At 63.1% G+C, this 20,611-nt stretch carries 17 protein-coding genes and 1 pseudogene; 9 read left to right on the forward strand and 9 right to left on the reverse strand.

Annotation, left to right across the window (positions count from 1 at the left end; genetic code table 11):
- The first annotated feature begins 106 nt into the window (after positions 1 to 106).
- The 3 genes from AC3D25_RS04485 to AC3D25_RS04495 are packed head-to-tail and all read left to right on the forward strand — an operon-like array spanning position 107 to position 3,264.
- Positions 107 to 1,012: a DeoR/GlpR family DNA-binding transcription regulator gene (locus AC3D25_RS04485; RefSeq protein WP_488887271.1), complete on the forward strand. Its 906-nt coding sequence runs from the start codon at positions 107 to 109 to the stop codon at positions 1,010 to 1,012.
- Positions 1,005 to 1,976 (forward strand): tagatose kinase, encoded by a 972-nt coding sequence (locus AC3D25_RS04490; protein ID WP_488887272.1) that lies wholly within the window; start codon positions 1,005 to 1,007, stop codon positions 1,974 to 1,976. The genes AC3D25_RS04485 and AC3D25_RS04490 overlap by 8 nt, the downstream gene beginning before the upstream one ends.
- A gap of 4 nt (positions 1,977 to 1,980) precedes the next feature.
- A complete protein-coding gene (locus AC3D25_RS04495; protein WP_488887273.1) occupies positions 1,981 to 3,264 on the forward strand; it encodes a D-tagatose-bisphosphate aldolase, class II, non-catalytic subunit in 1,284 nt (427 codons plus the stop codon).
- Positions 3,265 to 3,278: 14 nt separating this feature from the next.
- Here the strand turns inward: AC3D25_RS04495 and dut are convergent, their stop codons facing one another.
- The 6 genes from dut to AC3D25_RS04525 all read right to left on the reverse strand — a co-directional run bounded on the left by dut (position 3,279) and on the right by AC3D25_RS04525 (position 11,242).
- Positions 3,279 to 3,725 (reverse strand): dUTP diphosphatase, encoded by a 447-nt coding sequence (gene dut / locus AC3D25_RS04500; RefSeq protein WP_488887274.1) that lies wholly within the window; start codon positions 3,723 to 3,725, stop codon positions 3,279 to 3,281.
- The gene (locus AC3D25_RS04505) at positions 3,722 to 4,729 is read right to left on the reverse strand and encodes an LLM class flavin-dependent oxidoreductase (protein ID WP_488887275.1); all 1,008 of its coding nucleotides are present in this window, start codon (positions 4,727 to 4,729) and stop codon (positions 3,722 to 3,724) included. The genes dut and AC3D25_RS04505 overlap by 4 nt, the downstream gene beginning before the upstream one ends.
- Positions 4,730 to 4,742: 13 nt before the next feature.
- Complete coding sequence (gene coaBC, locus AC3D25_RS04510) at positions 4,743 to 5,960, reverse strand: bifunctional phosphopantothenoylcysteine decarboxylase/phosphopantothenate--cysteine ligase CoaBC (RefSeq protein WP_488887276.1); 1,218 nt, start codon at positions 5,958 to 5,960, stop codon at positions 4,743 to 4,745.
- 845 nt (positions 5,961 to 6,805) lie between these two features.
- Positions 6,806 to 7,306: a signal peptidase II gene (gene lspA / locus AC3D25_RS04515; protein WP_488887277.1), complete on the reverse strand. Its 501-nt coding sequence runs from the start codon at positions 7,304 to 7,306 to the stop codon at positions 6,806 to 6,808.
- 5 nt (positions 7,307 to 7,311) lie between these two features.
- Positions 7,312 to 10,152, reverse strand: a complete 2,841-nt coding sequence (ileS, locus tag AC3D25_RS04520; protein WP_488887278.1) for an isoleucine--tRNA ligase — start codon at positions 10,150 to 10,152, stop codon at positions 7,312 to 7,314.
- A gap of 112 nt (positions 10,153 to 10,264) precedes the next feature.
- The gene (locus AC3D25_RS04525) at positions 10,265 to 11,242 is read right to left on the reverse strand and encodes a bifunctional riboflavin kinase/FAD synthetase (RefSeq protein ID WP_488887279.1); all 978 of its coding nucleotides are present in this window, start codon (positions 11,240 to 11,242) and stop codon (positions 10,265 to 10,267) included.
- Between the two features lie 126 nt (positions 11,243 to 11,368).
- Between AC3D25_RS04525 and purN the strand changes: the two genes are divergently transcribed.
- The 6 genes and pseudogenes from purN (at position 11,369) to nadC (ending at position 18,322) form a co-directional block, all read left to right on the forward strand.
- On the forward strand, positions 11,369 to 12,019 hold the full coding sequence (purN, locus tag AC3D25_RS04530) for a phosphoribosylglycinamide formyltransferase (RefSeq protein WP_488887280.1): 651 nt from the start codon (positions 11,369 to 11,371) through the stop codon (positions 12,017 to 12,019).
- On the forward strand, positions 12,016 to 13,392 hold the full coding sequence (locus AC3D25_RS04535) for an RsmB/NOP family class I SAM-dependent RNA methyltransferase (protein ID WP_488887281.1): 1,377 nt from the start codon (positions 12,016 to 12,018) through the stop codon (positions 13,390 to 13,392). The genes purN and AC3D25_RS04535 overlap by 4 nt, the downstream gene beginning before the upstream one ends.
- Positions 13,393 to 13,409: 17 nt before the next feature.
- Complete coding sequence (locus AC3D25_RS04540) at positions 13,410 to 14,744, forward strand: mechanosensitive ion channel family protein (protein WP_488889594.1); 1,335 nt, start codon at positions 13,410 to 13,412, stop codon at positions 14,742 to 14,744.
- Between the two features lie 248 nt (positions 14,745 to 14,992).
- On the forward strand, positions 14,993 to 16,189 hold the full coding sequence (locus tag AC3D25_RS04545; RefSeq protein ID WP_488887282.1) for a DesA family fatty acid desaturase: 1,197 nt from the start codon (positions 14,993 to 14,995) through the stop codon (positions 16,187 to 16,189).
- Positions 16,190 to 16,323: 134 nt separating this feature from the next.
- On the forward strand, positions 16,324 to 17,454 hold the full coding sequence (gene nadA / locus AC3D25_RS04550) for a quinolinate synthase NadA (RefSeq protein WP_488887283.1): 1,131 nt from the start codon (positions 16,324 to 16,326) through the stop codon (positions 17,452 to 17,454).
- Positions 17,454 to 18,322, forward strand: a pseudogene (gene nadC, locus AC3D25_RS04555) (carboxylating nicotinate-nucleotide diphosphorylase). The gene nadA and the pseudogene nadC overlap by 1 nt, the downstream one beginning before the upstream one ends.
- 10 nt (positions 18,323 to 18,332) lie before the next feature.
- Here the strand turns inward: nadC and nadB are convergent.
- The 3 genes from nadB to rpmB all read right to left on the reverse strand — a co-directional run bounded on the left by nadB (position 18,333) and on the right by rpmB (position 20,570).
- Positions 18,333 to 19,931, reverse strand: a complete 1,599-nt coding sequence (nadB, locus tag AC3D25_RS04560) for an L-aspartate oxidase (protein ID WP_488887284.1) — start codon at positions 19,929 to 19,931, stop codon at positions 18,333 to 18,335.
- Between the two features lie 226 nt (positions 19,932 to 20,157).
- Complete coding sequence (gene rpmG, locus AC3D25_RS04565) at positions 20,158 to 20,325, reverse strand: 50S ribosomal protein L33 (RefSeq protein ID WP_006050116.1); 168 nt, start codon at positions 20,323 to 20,325, stop codon at positions 20,158 to 20,160.
- An 11-nt stretch (positions 20,326 to 20,336) separates the two neighbouring features.
- Positions 20,337 to 20,570 carry a 50S ribosomal protein L28 gene (gene rpmB, locus AC3D25_RS04570; protein ID WP_488887285.1) on the reverse strand — a complete coding sequence of 78 codons (234 nt, stop codon included), beginning with the start codon at positions 20,568 to 20,570 and terminating at the stop codon, positions 20,337 to 20,339.
- Positions 20,571 to 20,611 lie beyond the last annotated feature (41 nt).

Below are 20,611 nucleotides of genomic sequence, written 5' to 3' on the forward strand. Positions count from 1 at the left end.
TTCAAGCGGTTTTAAATCTTTGCATGACTTTCGTTTCGAAATTAAACTCTTTCGAAACGAAAGAGCGAATATCCTGTTCGCTTGGCGATTCCGTCACCGGATGCCCATGCTTGCCAACAAAAACTCGCTGGATCGCCGCCTCCGGATCGTGGAACTGGTTCGGAAGCGCGGCGAGGTATCGGTCGAGGAACTGAGCCAGGCGTTCGACGTATCGAGCGTCACGATCCGCTCCGACCTGAATTACCTCGAAGGCCAGCGCTATCTGGTGCGCGCGTTCGGTCGCGCGCGCTATCTGCCCCAGCAAAGCGCCGAAAGCGCGCTGCTTCCCAGCGCATCGCCCGCCGCGCGCAAGGCGGCCGACATGGCGATCGCGCGTTTCGCGGCGGATTTCATCGACGACCACGCGGCCGTGTTTATCGGCGCGGGCGCGGTGACGCACAAGATCCTGCCGCTGCTCGCGGATCGCGCGAATCTCTCGCTCACGCTCAACGACCTTGCGATGGTGCCGACCGCCCAGCGCTTCGTGTCGTGCGAGCTGCAACTGACCGGCGGCACGCTCGACGACGCTTCCACGATACTCACCGGCCCCGACGCCGAGCGCTCGGTCACGGCGCGCGCGCTCGACGTCGCCGTGGTGGAAGCGACCGGCGTGGACCGCGGCGGCAATCTGCTATGCGCCGACGCGCGGCTCGCGCGGCTGTTTCGCGCGGCGCTCTCGGCGGCGCGGCGCGGCGTGGCGGTCGCCTTTCAGCCGAGTTTGCGCGGCGGCGCGGGCGAGCCGTTCTGCCGTCTCGCCGATCTCGACGCGCTCATCCTCGACGACACGCTCGATCCGCCCACGATGGATCTCATCGTGAACGCCGGACTCGCGGTGCATCGCCGCGAAGAAAAGATCCTCGAATTTCGCGCCACCACGCTGGATGCAGGCGACGGCCGCCGCATCAGGGTGAGCGCCGTTTCCGAGCCGCAACTTCCCACGCTCCAACCTCAAGCGAAAAAGCGCCATGCCTAATGTTCCGAGCAGTTCAGCAGCGCCGTCGGGTTCCATCGTCGCGATGGGCGAGATTCTGGTCGAAATCATGGCGACCGAGCGCGGGCAGAGTTTTCGCCGTCCCGGCACGCTGATCGGGCCTTACGCGAGCGGCGCGCCGGCCATTTTCATCGATCAGGTTGCGAAACTCGGCAGCCGCGCGGCGATGATCGGCTGCGTCGGCGACGACGATTTCGGTGTGCTCAACGTGGAGCGGCTGCGCGAGGACGGCGTGGATGTCTCGGGCATCGCCGTGCTGAAGGACGCGACCACCGGCAGCGCGTTCGTCACGTATCGCGAGGACGGCGACCGCGACTTCATCTACAACATCACGAACAGCGCATCGGCGCAGTTGTCGGTCGCGAACCTGCGCGACGACCTGCTCGCCGGCTGCCGGAATTTCCACGTGATGGGTTCGTCGCTGTTCTCGTTCCGGATCATCGAGGCGATGAAGCGTGCGATCGAAACCGTGAAGGCGAACGGCGGCACGGTCAGTTTCGACCCGAATATCCGCAAGGAAATGCTGCGGATTCCGGAGATGCGCGACGCGCTCGACTTCATCCTCGATTACACCGACGTGTTCCTGCCGAGCGGCCACGAAGTCACGCTGCTGGCGAACGCGACGTCCGAGCGCGGCGCGATCGACGAACTGCTCGGGCGCGGCGTGAAGGAAGTGATCGTCAAGCGCGGCGCCGAAGGCTGCAGCTATTTCGACGCCCACGGCGAGCAGCATCGCGCAGCGTTCAAGGTGACCGAACTCGATCCGACCGGCGCGGGCGATTGCTTCGGCGCGACCTATATCGCGTGCCGCGCGCAAGGCATGGCGGTCGATTCCGCGCTGCGCTACGCGTGCGCGAGCGGCGCGCGCGCGGTCGGCGTGAAAGGGCCGATGGAAGGCACGGCGACCTTCGCCGAACTCGACGCATTTCTCAGCACCGTGGAGTGACAAGATGAGCGATATCGTGGCTCGGTTGAGCGGCGCACACCCGGCGTCGGCGCGGCTGGCGGGCATTTATTCGATCTGCTCGGCGCATCCGTGGGTGCTGGAAGCCGCGATGCGGCAGGCGCTCGCCGACAACACGCCGCTTTTGATCGAATCGACTTCCAATCAGGTCGATCAGTTCGGCGGCTATACCGGCATGACGCCGCGCGATTTCGTCGCGTTCGTGCACGGCATCGCGGAAAAGTTGGGCTTTCCGGCTGCGGACCTGATTCTCGGCGGCGATCATCTCGGGCCGAACGCGTGGCGCGATCTGCCGTCGGCGCACGCGATGGAGCGCGCGTGCGCGCTGATCGACGCGTATGTGTCGGCGGGATTCACGAAGATTCACCTCGACACGAGCATGGCTTGCGCCGACGATCCCGAGCGCCTCTCGGACGCCGTGGTCGCCGCGCGCGCGGCGCGGCTGTGCGCCGTCGCGGAAGCCGCGGTGCGTCGCGAAGGGCTGAAGGCCGCGCCGGTGTACGTGATCGGCACGGAAGTGCCGGTGCCGGGCGGCGCGGCGGAAGAACTCCACGAAGTCGCACCGACCTCGCGCGAAGCCGCGTTGCAGACGGCGGCCGTTCACGAAGCCGCGTGGCGCGAGCACGGCGTGGAGGACGCGTGGCCGCGCGTGATCGCGCTGGTCGTGCAGCCGGGCGTGGAATTCGACCATACGAAGGTGATCGATTACCGGCCGGAGCGGGCAGGATCGCTGAAAAGCGCGCTCGACGATCTTCCCGGCTTCGTGTTCGAAGCGCATTCCACCGACTACCAGACCGCCGAAGCGCTCGCGGCGCTCGTGCGCGACGGTTTCCGCATTCTCAAAGTCGGGCCGGGCGTGACGTTCGCGTTGCGCGAGGCGCTATTCGCGCTCGCGGATATCGAGACGGAAATCGTCGATGCCGGGAAGCGCTCGAATCTGCGCGCGGTGATCGAGCGTGTGATGCTGGCGAAGCCGGGTTTCTGGGAGAAGTATTACCACGGCGATGCACGCGTGCAACGCCTGTTGCGCACCTTCAGCTACAGCGATCGCGTGCGTTATTACTGGACCGATCCCGAGATCGGCGCGGCCGTGCGCGCGCTGATGAACAACCTCGCCACGGCGGGTATTCCCGAAAATTTACTGAGCCAGTATTTGCCGGATCAGTATTGGGCGGTGCGAAGCGGCGCGCTGAAAAACACGCCGCACGAGATCGCGCAGGATCGCGTGCGGCAGGTTATTCGCATGTACGCGGCGGCGTGCCGCGCTTAAAAGTGCCTAGCGGCTTAATGCTTGCCGGTGCTGCCGAAGCCGCCCGCGCCGCGCTCGCTCGTCTCGAACTCATCGACGATATTGAACGTTGCCTGCACGACCGGCACGATCACCATCTGCGCGAGCCGTTCGAACGGATTCAGCGTGAACGCGGTGTCGCCGCGATTCCACGTCGAGATCATCAACTGGCCTTGATAGTCCGAGTCGATCAACCCCACCAGATTGCCGAGCACGACGCCGTGCTTGTGGCCGAGGCCGGAGCGCGGCAGGATCATCGCCGCGTAGCCCGGGTCCGCGAGGTGAATGGCGAGGCCGGTCGGGACGAGCGTGGTTTCGCCCGGCGCGATCACCATCGGCGCGTCGATGCACGCGCGCAGGTCGAGCCCCGCGCTGCCCGGCGTGGCGTAGGCGGGCAGGTAGTCGCGCATGCGCGCATCGAGAATCTTGACGTCGAGTTTCATGGGTTTTTTCCGAGTTCGAAGGCTTCGGCCAATAGTTCATACGAGCGCAGCCGCGCGCGGTAACTGCCCGCGACGGTGAGCACGATCAGTTCGTCGGCATCGAAGCGTTGTTGCAATGTGTGGAGCTGCTCGGTCACGCTTTCCGGCGTGCCGATAATGCTGCGGCTCTTTTCGCGCGCGATCACGTCGAGATCGCGCGGGCCGTATTCCTGCGCGGCGCCTTGTTCGATCGACGGAATCGGCAGGTTCAGGCCGTAGGCCATCTGCACGCGGCGCAGATCCACGGCTTTTTCAAGTGCGGCGGCTTCGGCTTCGGTATCCGCGCAAATCACGAATACAGCGGCCGCGAGATACGGCGTCGGCTCGTTGCCCGCTGAGAACCGCTCGCGATACGCCTCGGCCACGCGATGCCCATATTGCGCGTTGATGAAATGCGCGAACGCGAAGCGAATGCCGAGTTCCGCCGCGAGCAAACCGCCAAAATCGCTGGAACCGAGCATCCAGAGTTGCGGACGCGTCGCGATCTGCGGTTGCAGCAGCACGTTTTTCGCGATGTGCTCGTCAGGCAGCCGGCCGTTGAACAAGCCGACGAGTTCGCCCACTTGCTGAGGAAAAATGTCGCCGCGATTGTATGTGCCGGACGCCACCGCTTGCGCCGTCCGCATGTCGCCGCCCGGCGCGCGCCCGACGCCGAGATCGACGCGATTCGGGAACAGCGCTTCGAGCATCAGAAATTGCTCGGCGACCTTGAACGGGCTGTAGTACGGCAGCATCACGCCGCCCGAGCCGATCCGTATCCGCGAAGTCAGACTGCCGATGCGTGCCAGCATCACTTCGGGACACGGATTCGACACGCCGCGCAGCCCGTGATGTTCGGCGCACCAGTAGCGCGTGTAGCCGAGGTCGTCGGCGAGGCGGGCGAGGTCGAGCGTGGCCGCGATGGCGTCGGCGGTGCTGTGGCCGTCGATCACGGGCGTCTGGTCGAGAACGGAGAGTCGGGTCATGGCGGAGTCGCAGTCAGGAGAGCAGGGAGCCGCCGCGCGGGGCGCGCTTCGCGATTTCGGCGATCAGCGCGCGCGCGAGTTGCTTTTTGTCGGCGCGCGGCAGACGCGTGATGCCGGATGCCTCGAACAGCACAACTTCGTTATCGTCGAGACCGAACGTCAGCGGCCCAAGATTGCCGATCAAGAGCGGCACGTTCTTGCGCACGCGCTTTTGCTCGCCGTGCAATTCGAGATCGCCGCTTTCCGCCGCGAAGCCAACGCAATACGGCGGATTCGGCAATTTGGCGACGCTCGCCAGAATGTCCGGATTTTCGACGAACGTGAACGTGGGAATGGACTGATCGGCCGATTTCTTGATCTTGTGATCGCTCGGGTGATCGACGCGCCAGTCGGCCACCGCCGCCACCGCGATAAAAATGTCGGTGTCGGGCGTCGCGTGCATCACGGCGTCGTGCATCTCCTGCGCGGTCTGCACGTCTTCGCGGAACACGCCCCAGGGCGTCTCCAGCGCGACCGGCCCGGCGACGAGATGCACGTCAGCACCCGCCTGCGCGGCGGCGCGCGCGAGCGCGAAGCCCATCTTGCCCGAGGACCGGTTGGTGACGCCGCGCACCGGATCGAGCGGTTCGAAGGTCGGTCCTGCGGTGATCAACACGCGCTGGCCGGCGAGAATTTTCGGCTGGAAGAAAGCGCAGATGGCCTCGAAGGTCGCGGCGGGTTCGAGCATCCGGCCGTCGCCGACCTCACCGCACGCCTGCGATCCCGAGTCCGGCCCGAGCACTTCGATCCCGTCCGCGCGCACTTGCGCCACGTTGCGCTGCGTGGCGGGGTTCTGCCACATCTGGCGGTTCATCGCGGGGACGACGAGCAGCGGGCAATCGCGCGCGACGCACAGCGTGGAGAGCAGGTCATCGCAGGTGCCGTGCGCGAGCTTCGCGAGGAAGTCCGTCGATGCCGGCGCGATCACGATAGCGTCGGCTTCCCGCGAGAGGTCGATGTGCGCCATGTTGTTCGGCATGCGCGCGTCCCATTGCGACGTATAGACGGGACGGCCGGAGAGCGCCTGCATGGTGACGGGGGTGATGAACTGCGTGGCCGCTTCCGTCATCACGATTTGGACCGTCGCGCCCGCTTTGATCAGGAGCCGCGTCAGTTCCGCGATTTTGTAGCAGGCGATACCGCCGGTCATGCCCAGCACCAGGTGCTTTCCTGCGAGTTCTGATGGTTCCAATTTCTTTCCCCGAGGTGGTGTTTTCGCTTGCGCTTGGGTTTGGGGTTTTGCGGGTTCGATTTTGGCGGGTTTTGAGCTGGTCTGCACAAGGCCGCTCTTGGGGTTCGCTTTGGTTTTGTCGTCGTGGTTGTGCTTTTCTGGGAATTTTCGCCGGACCTGGTTTGCTGGCGCTTTTGTTTTTTGTTTGCCTGTGCTTTTTGCGAACTTGCTTTCGTGTAGGTTTATAAGCACGCCGCTATGCGCGGCAGCAGTCACTTTCTTTGGCTAGCTGCAAAGAAAGTAAGCAAAGAAAGCAGCTTATCCGCCGAAGTGTCCACCTCGAATAACAACCCGGATAGGCGCGCAGGCTGATTCGGTTAGCGCGCAGTCACTCGCATTGGCACAGCACCTGTCAGTTCCATCCTCGCTGCGCTCGGACGACGGGCATGTCAAAAACCGGTGGTCTGTGCTCGGCGGTCGGTTTGGTTTGGTTTGGTTTGTTGTTCAGTTTTGCCGTTCCGGCAGGCACTTTGTGCCTGCGGGGATGGATGAGCGGCTCCACTTTGTTGTGTGGTGCGATGGCCGAATCAGCTTGCGCGCCACTCCCGGTTACGGTTCGTGGTGGACACTTCGACGGATAAGCTGCTTTCTTTGGTTACTTTCTTTGCAGCGGCAAAGAAAGTGACTGCTGCCGCGCACAGCGGCGTGCTAATAGACCTACACGAAAGCAAGTTCCCAGAGAGCATGGGCACACAAAAGCCAGGGCGCGAGCAAACCAAAACCGAGCAAGTTCCCAGAGAGCATGGGCACACAAAAGCCAGGGCGCGAGCAAACCAAAACCCCAACCCCAAGCGCCAGCGAAACCGTCACCGCGCTCCCCGTACCCGCCTCAACTCATCGAAAATCAACAACGCCGCACCAACGGTAATCCCGCTATCGGCGATATTAAACGCCGGCCAGTGCCACGTATTCACGTGAAAATCGAGAAAATCGATCACATGTCCGTAAGCGATCCGGTCGATCGCATTCCCGATCGCGCCGCCCATGATCAACGACAATGCCGTGCAAAACATCCGCTGCGCGCCGTGCCGCTTGAGCAAATAGCAAATCACAATCGCGGCGGCGACGCCCAGCGCCGTGAACGCCCAGCGCTGCCAGCCGCCCGCCGCGGCGAGAAAGCTGAACGCCGCGCCGCGGTTATAGACGAGCAGCAAATTGAAGAACGGCGCCACCGCGTGCGGCTCGCCATAAGCGAAAATCCGCAGCACGGCGATCTTCGTCAACTGGTCGAGCAAAATGACGATCAACGCGACGCCCAGCCACGGCGCCAGTGTTCCACTGCTTTGTTTCGACATCGTTCGTGCCATATTCGTTAAGCCGCGTTGCGCGTTTCACCCGCGCCGAAAAGGTTGGAAATACACCGGCCGCACAGGCCCGGATGCTCGGCGTTCGCGCCCACGTCCGCGCGATAGTGCCAGCAACGCTCGCACTTCAAATACTTCGAACCGATCACATCGACGCCTTCGTCCGCCTCGCTCTCCACCCGCACGAGCGTCGCGGCAGACGTGATGAGCACGAAGCTCAGGTCGTCGCCGAGACTCGCAAGCGCGTCGTAACGCGCGCCGCTCGCCCGCACCGCGACTTCCGCCTGCAACGACGAGCCGATCAAATTCGCCGTGCGCGCTTCCTCCAGCGCCTTCGTCACGTCGCTGCGCGCCGAACGCACGAGCGTCCAGCGGTCGAGCAATTCGCCCGCTTCGGCGATCTGCGGATACGCGTGATAAACCTCGGTGAAAATCGTCTCCTGGCCCGGTTTCAGCACCTTGTACGCTTCTTCCGCCGTGAACGACAGATACGGCGCGATCAGGCGCAGCAAACCGTGCGCGAGATGATGCAGCACGGTCTGCGCGGCACGGCGTTCGCGCGAACCGGGCTTGGTCGTGTAGAGGCGGTCCTTCAGCACGTCGAGGTAGAAACCGCCGAGATCTTCCGAGCAGAACGTCGCGAGCTTCGCGACGACCGGATGGAACTCGTACTTCTCGTAATGCGCGAGGACGTCGTCCTGCAGATTCTGCGCGAGCGCGACGGCGTAACGGTCGATTTCGAGCCATTGTTGCGGCGGCAGCGCGTCTTTTTCGAAGTCGAAATCGGACAGGTTCGCGAGTAAGAAGCGCAGCGTGTTGCGGATGCGCCGATACGTCTCGGTCACGCGCTTCAGGATTTCTTCCGAAATCGCGAGTTCGCCCGAATAATCGGTCGACGCAATCCACAGGCGGATGATTTCCGCGCCCAGCCGGTTCGACACTTCGTGCGGATCGACGCCGTTACCGAGCGATTTCGACATCTTGCGGCCTTCGCCGTCGACCGTGAAGCCGTGCGTGAGCAGGGCATCGTAAGGCGGCCGGCCATCGAGCATGGACGCCGTCAGCAGCGACGAATGGAACCATCCGCGATGCTGGTCCGAGCCTTCCAGATAAAGATCCGCCGGGAATTGCAGCGAGTCCTTGTGCGAGCCGCGCAGGACGTGCCAATGCGTCGTGCCCGAGTCGAACCACACGTCGAGCGTGTCGCGATTCTTCTCGTACATGTTGGCTTCGTCGCCGAGCAGTTCGGACGCGTCGAGCGTCTGCCACGCCTCGATCCCGCTCACCTCGACGCGCTTCGCCACTTTCTCAAGTAGTTCGAGCGTGCGCGGGTGGAGTTCGCCGGTTTCCTTGTGCACGAAGAACGCCATCGGCACGCCCCACTGGCGTTGCCGCGAGAGCGTCCAGTCGGGCCGGTTCGCGATCATGCTGTAGAGCCGCTGCTTGCCCCACGACGGATAGAACGCCGTCGCCTCGATGCCTTCGAGCGCCGTTTCGCGCAGCGTCTTCGCGCTGTCGTTCGGCTTCACATCCATGCCGGCGAACCATTGCGAGGTCGCGCGGTAGATGATCGGCGTCTTGTGGCGCCAGCAATGCATGTAGCTGTGCGTGTACTTCTCGGTCTTGAGGAGCGAATGCGCGCCGCGCAACGCCTCGATGATCTGCGGATTCGCTTCCCAGATCGACAGCCCGCCGAAGAGCGGCAGCGATTCGATATACCGTCCGTCGCCCATCACCGGACCGATGATGTCGGAATCCGTCATGCCGTGCGCCTTGCACGAAACGAAATCTTCCACGCCATATGCCGGCGACGAATGGACGATGCCGGTGCCGCTTTCGGTCGTCACGTAGTCGCCGAGATAGACGGGCGCGGTGCGCTGATAGCCCGGATGTGCATCGGAAAGCGGATGATGGAAACGGATGTTGGCGAGCTTTTCGCCGGTCGTCGTCGCGATTTCGGTGCCGGTCAGCCCGTATTGTTTCAGGCATTCCTCGACACGTTCCTGCGCCAGAATCAACAGGCCGCGATTGTCCGTATCGACGAGGCTGTAGACGATTTCCGGATGCACGTTCAGCGCCTGATTGGCGGGAATCGTCCACGGCGTGGTGGTCCAGATGACGATGCCGCCTTCATCCTTCGGCAGCGCGGCGAGACCGAAGGCGGCGGCGGTCTTTTCCGGCTCGGCGAAGGCGAAACGCACGTCGATGGTCGGATCCATCTTGTCCTTGTATTCGACTTCCGCCTCGGCCAGCGCCGAGCCGCAGTCGAAGCACCAGTTCACCGGCTTCAGCCCGCGATACACATAGCCCTTTTCGAGAATCTTCGCGAGCGCGCGAATTTCGCCCGCTTCGTTGACGAAGTTCATCGTCTTGTACGGATTGTCCCAGTCGCCGAGGACGCCGAGGCGGCGAAAGCCCACTTTCTGCTTTTCAATCTGCTCGCTCGCGTAAGCGCGCGCCTTTTCCATGACTTCGCGCGCCGGCAGCGACTTGCCGAACTGCTTTTCGATCTGGATTTCGATCGGCATGCCGTGGCAATCCCAGCCCGGCACATAGACCGCGTCGAAGCCCGCCAGATTGCGCGCCTTCACGATCATGTCCTTCAGGATCTTGTTGACCGCGTGGCCGAGGTGAATGTCGCCGTTCGCATACGGCGGGCCGTCGTGCAGGATGAACTTCTTGCGGCCCGCGCTCGCCGCGCGGATCTTTTCGTAGATCTTGTTCTCCTGCCATTCCTTGACCCATTGCGGCTCGCGCTTGGGCAGGTCGCCACGCATCGGAAACGGCGTGTCGAGCAGGTTGACCGGATATTTGGACTGCGGCTTGGCGTCGCCTTTCTTGTTGCTCATGGATGACTCGATATGAATGCTGTGAGATCCGGGCTTCAGGGAGCCGGACCGTGGATCGGCTTATAGCGAGAGAGCGGGCGGCGCGCGGGTTGTGTCGTCCGGCGCCGCGCGCTCACCTAATTCGATCGGTCGCGGAGATGGCGAAACCGGTTTCCCGGCCGCCCGCGTTGAAATATTCGCGGGCGTTCGCGACATCGCGGGCAATCGCGGCCGTGAGCGTTTCGAGGTCGATGTATTTTTCCTCGTCGCGCAGCTTTTTCAGGAATTCGACCCGCACGAGCTTGCCGTAGGCGTCGCCATGCCAGTCGAGCAGGAAAGTTTCGAGCAGGACGCGGCCCGAGTCGTCCACCGTCGGACGCAGGCCGAGACTCGCCACGCCCGGCAGTGGCTCAGGGCCGATACCATGCACGCGCACGACGAAAATACCTGCGAGCGCCGGCCGCTTGTGGGCGATCGGCATGTTGAGCGTGGGAAAGCCGAGATCGCGGCCGAGCTTCTGGCCGTGTACGACGTGGCCGCTGATCACATACGGCCGGCCGAGCGCGACGCGCGCGGAATCGAGATCGCCCGCCACCAGCGAGGCGCGCACCGACGAAGACGAAATGCGCGCGCCATTAGGATCCGCGACGGTCGCCATCTGTTCGACTTCGAAGCCGTGCAGCTTGCCCGCGGCTTTCAGCGACTCGAAATCGCCCGCGCGTTTCGCGCCGTAGCGGAAATCGTCGCCGATCATCACCCAGCGCGCGTGCAATCCGTTCACGATAATGTCTTCGACGAACGTATCCGGCGACTGGCTCGCGAACGTGGCGTTGAAATGTTCGACCACCACGCGATCCACGCCGTTCGTGCGCAGCGCTTCCAGCTTGTCGCGCAGCATCGCGATGCGCGGCGGCGCGCCGGCCGGATTGAAGAATTCGCGCGGATGCGGCTCGAACGTCATCACGCACACGGGCAGGCCGCGCGCGTCGGCGGCCGCGCGCACGCGGGCGAGCAGCGCCTGATGGCCGCGGTGGACACCGTCGAAATTGCCGATAGTCAGCGCGCAGGGCGCACGGCTTTCAGCGTTGGGTAGGCCGCGAAAGACTCTCACGATAGCGGTTGGTCGGTGGTTGGGCTTCTGCCGCAAAGCGTTCGATTATAAACGCTCACAGGAATGCACGGCGGCCGGCCGCGCTTTTGGCACGGTTTTCGCAGCGTCGAATGTTAAAATCCGCGGATGAAAAAAATCGTCATCCTGATTTCAGGCCGTGGAAGCAACATGGAAGCCATTGTGCGAGCGTGCGCGCGCGAAGGCTGGCCGGCTGAAATCGCCGCTGTCATCACCAACCGGCCCGATGCCGCCGGACTGGGCTTTGCCCAGGCGAACGGCATCGCCACGGCGGTCGTCGATCATCGACAATTCGATGGCCGCGAAGCGTTCGACGCCGCGCTCGCGCGCGAAATCGACCGTTTCGCACCGGAGCTCGTCGTGCTCGCGGGCTTCATGCGCGTGCTGACGGCGGGTTTCGTCGACCATTACGCCGGACGCATGATGAACGTGCATCCGTCGCTTTTGCCCAGCTTTCCGGGTCTGCGCACTCACCAACAGGCGCTCGACGCGGGCGTGCGCGTGCACGGCGCGAGCGTCCATTTTGTCACGTCGAAGCTGGATCACGGACCGATCGCCGCGCAAACCGCGGTGCCGGTGCTGCCCGGCGACGACGCGGCGGCGCTCAGCACGCGTGTGCTTGCCGTCGAACATGTAATTTACCCACGCGCGGTGCGCTGGTTCGTCGAAGGGCGTTTGAGCCTGGAAGGCGAGCGCGTCGTGCTCACGCCACCGGAGCCGCAATGGCTCTTTGCTGATATTGCCGGGGAGGGCGTATGAGGCTGCATGGATTTTTGATTGGACAAACCGAGACACTGCTGGCGGACGTGCTGCGTTTTAGCGGCCCGGCCGATGCCGCCACCAGCCGCTTCTTCCGCGCGCATCCGAAGCTCGGCCACAACGAACGCGGCGTGATCGCGGAAGCCGTTTTCGCCGTGCTGCGCCGGAAAATGGAGTTTTCGCATCTCGCGGAAAGCGGCAGCGGCAACCAGGCGCGGCGTCTCGCGCTGCTCGGGCTGATGCAGACGGCGGGTTTGTCGGCGGTCAAGCCGTTCGTTTCCGCCGACGAATACCAATGGCTCAACCAGGTATCGAAAATCGATCCGGCGAGCCTTTCGGTGCGCGTGCGCACGAATTTGCCGCAGTGGATCTACGAGGCGATGGCGAAGCGTTTCGACGCCGAGGAACTCGCGCGCCTCGCCGCCGCGCTGAATTACCCGGCGCCGCTCGACCTGCGCGTCAATCCGATCAAGGCGACGCGTGAAAATGTCATCAACTTTCTGACCGAAGCCGGGATCGAAGCGGGCGAGATGCCGTTCGCGCCGTTCGGCGTGCGGGTAGACGGCAAGCCCGCGCTCACGCGCCTGCAGCCGTTCCAGGACGGCTGGATCGAGGTGCAGGACGAAGGCAGCCAGTTGCTCTGCTCGCTGGTCGCGCCGAAGCGCGGCGAGATGATCGTCGATTTCTGCGCGGGCGCGGGCGGCAAGACGCTGGCGCTCGGCGCGATGATGCGCTCGTCGGGCCGTCTCTACGCCTTCGACGTGTCCGACCGCCGGCTCGCCAAACTCAAGCCGCGCCTGGCGCGCAGCGGTTTGTCGAACGTGAATCCGGTGCTGATCGACAGCGAACACGACGCCAAGATCAAGCGGCTCGCGGGCAAGATCGACCGCGTGCTGGTCGATGCACCGTGTTCCGGTCTCGGCACGCTGCGGCGCAATCCCGACCTGAAATGGCGCCAGTCGCCGGATTCCGTCGCCGAACTGGCGCCGAAGCAATTGTCGATTCTCACGAGCGCGGCGCGCCTCGTGAAGGTCGGCGGGCGGCTCGTCTACGCGACCTGCAGCATGCTGGAAGCGGAAAACGAGAACGTCGTCACGCAGTTCCTGGCGGCGCATCCGAACTTCAAGCTGATCCCGGCGCGCGAGGTGCTCGCCGACCAGCGTATCGACCTCGACACCGGCGATTATTTGTCGCTGTGGCCGCACAAGCACGGCACGGACGGCTTCTTCGCCGCCGTGATGACGCGCGTGGCCGCGCCGGCGAAGCCTGCCGCGGAAGCTGAGGAAGCCGCTGAAGTTGAAGAGGCGAAGGAAGCCAGGGAAGCCAAGGAAGCAGACGCCCCGCAAGCTTCGCCGGAAGCCACGCCCGAGTGACAAGCGGCATGGACAGCGTGCAGAACCGCCTTTTCTCGCACATGCTGGGCGGGCTCGTCCGGGATTTCGGCGAGCCCGCGATGATCTGGCAATCGATCGCGCTGATCGGTTCGCTGGTGCTCGCGTGGTGGCTCGCGCGTTTGCTGCGCGGTCGGCTCGACGCGCGTCGCCAGTCGCGTTTCGAGGCGCTGCGCTTCGGCGCGGAAAGTCTCAACAAGGCGCTGTTCCCGCTGCTCGGCACGGCTCTCGTGTCGATCGCCCAGCTTACGATGTCGCAGTTCATGCACACCGCGCTGCTGCGGCTCGCGCTGGTGCCGCTCTGCGGCATCACCGTCATCTACATGATGTTTTACGTTGCACGGCGCGTTTTCAGCCGCGACGGCCGCGATCACGGCCTCCTTTTCCTGTTCGAGAAAGTCGTGACGACGCTCGTCTGGGTCGCGATGCTGCTCACCGTGATGGGCATTCAGGACGACGTCGTGCACTGGATGGCGAGCGTGCGTTTCAATTTCGCCAACGCGCACATGACGCTGCTGTCGCTCGCGACCGGCGTGCTGTGGGTCTGCATCACCCTGATCGTGGCGATGTGGGCCGGCGCGTCGCTCGAAGACCGTCTGATGCGCGCGCGCACGCTCGACGCGAATCTCAAGGTCGTGCTCGCGCGCGTCGGCCGCGCGCTGATGATCCTGGCGGCGGTGCTGATCAGCCTGTCGATCGTCGGGATCGACGTGACGGTGCTCGGCGTGTTCGGTGGCGCGCTGGGCGTCGGGCTGGGTTTCGGCTTGCAGAAGATCGCGAGCAATTACGTGTCGGGTTTCATCATTTTGCTCGACCGGTCGCTCAGGCTCGGCGACATGATCAACGTCGGCGGCTCGCAAGGCACCGTCACGCAGATCCGCACGCGTTACACGGTCGTGCGCGGGCTTGACGGCATCGAAACGCTGATTCCGAACGAAAAACTCATCACCGATGTCGTTCAGAACCATTCGTCATATCTGACGCGCGGCAACGCAAAGGTGGCCGTGCAGGTGAGTTACCGTTCGGACGTCGAGCACGCGATGAGCCTGCTGGTCGAGGCGGCGCGCGATGTCGATCGCGTGCTGGCCGATCCGGCGCCCGCAGCGCTGCTCGCCAGTTTCGGCGCGGACGGCGTCAATCTGGAGTTGAGTTTCTGGATCGACGAAGCCGCGAAGGGCACGGGCGGCGTGAAATCGCAGGTCAACCGCAATATCTGGCGGCTTTATTCTCAGCACGGTATTGAAATTCCCCACGCGCAACGCGAGATAAGGATTGTCGGTGGCGTAACGCACCCGATCGACGTGGTAACGCGTACCGACGGTACGGCTAACTAAGTTAGCGCCTAAAACAATGAGTGGTTAGTGGCTCTAAATCCTTTCGATCAAAAGGATTTTTTGGCAAATTTTGCTGCATGGGGTTTGCCAAACCCGACCCTAATCAAAAAATTTCTCATTTGGCACAAAGACTTGGAACGCTTGAAGTAGAATGCCGTCGAACTTGTGCGTGTTTTCTTTCATGCGCCCAACAGTCGCCGAAGCTCTTTTTCGACCGGCCATTTTTTCCGCCTCAACAGGAAATTGCCTTGCTGAATTCTTCGCTCGAATTTCTCGCCAACGGATTGCTCGACTTTTCCTGGTGGCAGATCTTGCTTTTCACGGCCGTGATGACCCACATCACGATCATCGGCGTGACCGTCTACCTGCACCGCTGCCAGGCGCACCGCGCGCTGGAGCTGCATCCGGCCGTCAGCCACTTCTTCCGTCTCTGGCTGTGGATGACCACGGGCATGCTGACCGGCCAGTGGGCCGCAATCCACCGTAAGCACCACGCCAAGTGCGAAACGGAAGAAGATCCGCACAGCCCGCAGACGCGCGGCATCTGGAAGGTGCTGCTCGAAGGCGCGGAACTGTATCGCACGGAAGCCAAAAACGAAGAAACGATGCGCAAGTTCAGTCACGGTACGCCGAACGATTGGATGGAACGCAACGTCTACACGCGTTACCCGATTCTCGGCATCAGCATCATGATGGTGATCGACGTTGCGCTGTTCGGCATTGTCGGTCTGTCGGTCTGGGCCGTGCAGATGATCTGGATCCCGTTCTGGGCGGCCGGTGTGGTCAACGGTCTCGCGCACTGGTGGGGTTATCGCAACTTCAACTCCAGCGACGCCAGCACGAACATCTTCCCGCTCGGCATCATCATCGGCGGCGAAGAACTGCACAACAATCACCACACGTATGCGACGTCCGCGAAGCTGTCGAACAAGTGGTACGAATTCGATATCGGCTGGATGTATATCCGCATCCTGTCGGCATTCAAGCTCGCCACGGTGAAGAAGATCGCGCCGACGCCGCGTCTGTCGGCCTCGAAGCCGGTGCTCGACAACGACACGCTGCAAGCCGTGCTGTCGAATCGCTACGAAGTGATGGCGCGTTACGGCAAGGCGCTCAAGCGCGCGTATCGCCAGGAATTGTCGAAGTTGAAGGAAGCCGGCGCACGCGAGAAGTACCAGTTGATGCACGGCGCGCGCAAATGGTTCCACAAGGAAGAAGCGGGTCTGAACGAGCCGCAGCGTCTGCAACTGCCGGAAATTTTCTCGGACAACCAGAAACTGCGCACGTATATCGAACTGCGCAAGGATCTTTCGGCGATGTGGGACCGCTCGAATGCGTCGCGCGAACAACTGCTCGCGCAATTGCAGGATTGGTGCCATCGCGCTGAACAAAGCGGCATCAAGGCGCTGCAGGATTTTGCGATACGGCTGCGCCGCTACGCCTGACCCGCGAGCCATGACACCCAGTCGCGATATCCGTTAAAATTTCGTGACGTCACAAGACCCCGCTCTGGCGGGGTTTTTGTTTTTTCGACGCCAGAAAATCGGTACGGATGCGGCCGTTGCGGGAGACAGGGGACATGGAAACCATCATCAAGAGTGTCGAATACGACAAGCCGCAAGGCCTGACATGTGGCGTCGGACAAGCGTGGGCGAAAGTCGCGGATGCGCCGTCGGCGGCGCGTCGGCGGGAATTGAAGGACGAGATTCGCGCGTTGCTGAAGCTCGAAAAAGCCGTGCTGGTCGCGCATTACTACGTCGATGCCGAGTTGCAGGAACTCGCCGACGAAACCGGCGGCTGTGTCGCGGATTCGCTGGAAATGGCGCGCTTCGGCCGCGATCATGCGGCGCAAACCTTGGTGGTCGCGGGCGTCCGGTTCATGGGCGAGACGGCGAAGATTCTCAGCCCGGAAAAGCGCGTACTGATGCCCGATCTCGACGCGACATGCTCGCTGGATCTCGGCTGTCCGGCGGATGAATTTTCGGCGTTTTGCGACGCCCATCCGGATCGCACCGTGGTCGTGTACGCCAACACCAGCGCGGCGGTGAAGGCGCGCGCGGACTGGATGGTCACATCGTCGATCGGGCTCGAAATCGTCGCCGATCTCCACGCGCGCGGCGAGAAAATCCTCTGGGCGCCGGACCGGCATCTGGGCGGGTACATTCAGAAAAAGACCGGCGCCGACATGCTGCTCTGGCAGGGCTCGTGCCTCGTCCATGACGAATTCAAGGGGATCGAACTCGACTTGCTGCGCGCGCAATATCCGGACGCGAGGGTTCTCGTGCATCCGGAATCGCCCGAGGCCGTAGTGGCGCTGGCCGACGTCGTCGGCTCGACCACGCAACTAATCGACGCGGCAGTGCGGCTCGACGCGAGCACGTTTATCGTCGCGACCGATCTGGGCATTCTGCACAAGATGCGGCTCGCCGCGCCGGGCAAGACGTTCATTGAAGCGCCCACCGCCGGCAACAGCGCGAGCTGCAAGAGCTGCGCGCATTGTCCGTGGATGGCGATGAACGGTCTCGACAACCTCGCGGACGTGCTCAAACGCGGTCATAACGAAATCTTCGTGGATGCCGCGATCGGCGCGCGGGCGCGCTTACCGATCGACCGGATGCTGGCGTTCGCCGCCGAGCACAAGAAACGCGTGCAAGCGAGCGGCGACCTGGCGCGCGACGTCGCGCTGTTCGCCAACGTCGGAGCCGCCTGATGACGTCGACGCTTTTCGACCAAATTCGCACGCAATACGGCGCGGCGCTCGACTTGGCGCTTGCGCGGAATGTGACCGATGCGCTGGCCGAGGACATCGGCGATGGCGATCGAACCGGACTGCTGGTGCCCGCGGACGCACACCGCACGGCGCGCATCACGGTGCGCGAGGACGCGGTGCTGTGCGGCACGCCGTGGTTCGACGAAGTCATGCGTCGCGTCGATCCGTCGATTGAGGTGGATTGGAAATATCGCGATGGCGATCGCATGTCGGCCGACACGCCCGTCGTGTTGCTGCACGGCCCGGCGCGCGCGCTTTTGAGCGCCGAGCGCAACGGCCTCAACTTCCTGCAGTTGCTGTCGGGCGTGGCGAGCGCGACGCGGCGCTATGTCGATGCAATCGAAGGCACGCGCGCGCGTATTCTCGACACCGGAAAACCTTGCCTGGCCTTCGCCTCGCGCAAAAATACGCGGTGCGCGTCGGCGGCGGCGCGAACCAGCGGCTCGCACTCTACGACGGCATCCTGATCAAGGAAAATCACATCGCCGCGGCGGGCGGCGTCGGCGCGGCAATGGACGCCGCGTTTGCGCTGAACGCCGGCGTGCCGATCCAGATTGAAGTCGAAACGCTCGAGCAACTGGAAACGGCGCTCGCGCATCGCGCCGAATCGGTTCTGCTCGACAATTTCACCTTCGACGCCATGCGCGACGCCGTGCGGCTAACGGCCGGCCGCGCGGTGCTCGAAGTATCGGGTGGCGTCAATTTCGAAACGGTCCGGACGATTGCAGAAACGGGCGTCGATCGTATTTCGATCGGCGCGCTCACGAAAGACGTGCGCGCCACCGATTTTTCGATGCGGCTGATCTAGGCGAAAGCGCTCAGACCGTGCGCCGCCGGGCGACGCGCGGCGTGAGCACGGTCGGCAGTGCTTTCGGCAGCGTGTCCGGCCAGTCGCGGCTGAAATGCAGCCCGCGGCTTTCGCGCCGCGAACACGCGCTTTCCACGATCAACGAAGCGACATCGACGAGATTTCGCAGCTCCAGCAGATCCCGGCTCACTTTGAAATTCGCGTAATACTCATGGATTTCGTCGCGCAGCAGCGCGAGCCGGTGTTGCGCGCGCGCGAGGCGCTTGTCCGTGCGCACGATGCCGACGTAATTCCACATGAGCCGCCGCAACTCGTCCCAGTTATGCGCGACGACTACTTCCTCGTCGGGATCGGAGACGCGGCTTTCGTCCCAGTCCGGCAGCGGCGCGTGACCGGCGGTGGAAAATCCGGCCGCTTCGATCGCTTGCGCGGCCGCGCGGCCGATCACCAGACATTCCAGCAGCGAATTGCTCGCGAGCCGGTTCGCGCCGTGCAGACCGGTGCACGAGGTTTCGCCGACCGCGTAGAGCCCTTCGCGATCGGTGCGCCCGGCGAGATCCGTCACCACGCCACCGCAGGTGTAGTGCGCGGCGGGCACGACAGGAATGGGCTGCGTGGCGATGTCGATGCCGAATTCGCGGCAGCGCGCCAGAATCGTCGGGAAGTGTTCTTGCAGGAACGCTTCGGGCTGATGGGTAATATCGAGATAGACGCAGTCGATCCCGCGTTTTTTCATCTCGAAGTCGATCGCGCGCGCCACGATATCGCGTGGCGCGAGTTCGGCGCGTTCATCGTGCGCGGGCATGAAGCGCGTGCCGTCGGGCAGACGCAGAATGCCGCCTTCGCCGCGCACGGCTTCGGAGATCAGAAACGACTTCGCGTACGGATGGAAGAGGCAGGTCGGGTGGAACTGGATGAATTCCATGTTCGACACGCGGCAGCCGGCGCGCCAGGCCATCGCGATGCCGTCGCCCGTCGCCGTATCGGGATTCGTCGTGTACAAATAGACCTTCCCTGCGCCGCCGGTCGCGAGCACGGTGTGCGGCGCTTCGATCGTGACCGTCCGGCCGTTTTGCAGGTCGAGCGCGTAGAGTCCGTGGCAGCGGTGTCCGGGCAAGCCGAGACGGTCGGAGGTGATGAGATCAATCGCGTAGTGATCTTCGAGAACGGTAATGTTCGGATGATTGCGCACGCGCTCGTTGAGCGTGCTGACGACGGCGTGGCCGGTGGCATCGGCAGCGTGGATGATGCGCCGGTGGCTATGGCCGCCTTCGCGCGTCAGATGAAAGCCGAGTTCTGCCGAGAGATCGCGCGTGAAGGGCACGCCTTCTTTAATCAGCCATTCGATCGCCGCCCGCCCGTTCTCGACGATAAAGCGTGTGGCCGCTTCGTCGCACAGGCCGCCGCCGGCGATCAGTGTGTCGTCGACATGGTTCTGGATGCTGTCGGTCGAGTCGAGCACCGCCGCGATGCCGCCTTGCGCCCAGTCGCTCGCGCCGTCGCTCACCGTGCGTTTCGCCACGATCGCGACGCGCCGCGTTTCGGCCAGATTCAGCGCGACACTCAAGCCTGCCAGACCGCTCCCAATGATTGCCACATCGAAATTCATCCTGCCGCATCTCCGTCCAGTTTCTTGTATGTGCCGCGCGAGCGACGCTAGCCGGCAAGCATACCGTGCGAGGCGACCCGCGGACAGTTCGGGCGATACGGAAGAAGGGAAATGAGAGGCGCTGGAGTGGAGCTAAGGAGAGCGGGGCGGGGTGGAGAAAAGGCGGCGCAAAACAAAAAGCCTCGCGAATGCGAGGCTTTTTGGTATTCAGCAAGAGAAACCCGATTTATTTGATCTTGGTTTCTTTGTAGTCAACGTGCTTGCGGACGACGGGATCGAACTTCTTGATCAGCATCTTTTCCGGCATGTTGCGTTTGTTCTTCGTCGTCGTGTAGAAGTGACCCGTACCTGCGGTCGATTCCAACTTGATCTTGTCGCGTGCGCCCTTGGCCATTTCCGTACTCCTTAGACTTCGCCGCGTGCGCGCAGGTCTGCGAGCACGGAGTCAATGCCGTTCTTGTCGATCAGGCGCAGGCCTGCGTTCGAAAGGCGCAGACGGACCCAACGGTTTTCGCTTTCAACAAAGAAACGACGGTTCTGCAGGTTCGGCAGAAAACGACGCTTGGTACGGTTGTTCGCGTGGGAAACGTTGTTGCCGCTCATCGGCGCTTTCCCAGTTACTTGGCATACGCGTGCCATGAGAGCACTCCTAATACGCTTAAATTCTGAGTTCGAACGCC

The organism is Caballeronia sp. SL1002 (assembly GCF_057814995.1).